General features: G+C 39.2%; 1 pseudogene. It reads left to right on the top strand.

Annotated elements, in window-relative coordinates:
• Positions 1-56: 56 nt before the first annotated feature.
• Positions 57-421 (top strand): annotated as a pseudogene (locus CWB76_RS19355) (dipeptidyl carboxypeptidase II); the annotation flags it as partial.

The raw sequence follows: 421 nt of genomic DNA, 5'->3' as shown, positions 1-421 counted from the left end.
TAGGTGTCAGATGTTTATCAAGCACCCAAGAAACAAAACAACAAAGCACAGCACAAGTGCAAGATATCAACGCAAGCAATGTATTATTTAAACCAAGCCCATTGCAATACATGGCTCCTGAGTTTGATAAGTTTGGTACTACTGAATACGAAGCTGCATTTGATGCAGGTATTGCACAACATAATGCAGAAATTTTGGCAATTGCCAATAATCCAGAACCAGCTACTTTTGAAAATACCTTGGTAGAAATGGAACTTGCTGGTGAACTATTAAACCGCGCATCAGCTGCATTCTACAACTTATCAGGTCTTATCTCTAACGATGAGTACCAACGCATTGATAAAAAAATGGCGCCTGTGTTCTCAGCACACTCTGATGACATTTACCTAAATGGTGCATTATTCGAACGTGTACAAACAGA

Source organism: Pseudoalteromonas sp. S1609 (assembly GCF_005887255.1).
Classification (GTDB): Bacteria; Pseudomonadota; Gammaproteobacteria; order Enterobacterales; family Alteromonadaceae; genus Pseudoalteromonas.
This window is presented reverse-complemented; position numbering and strand designations above follow the sequence as displayed.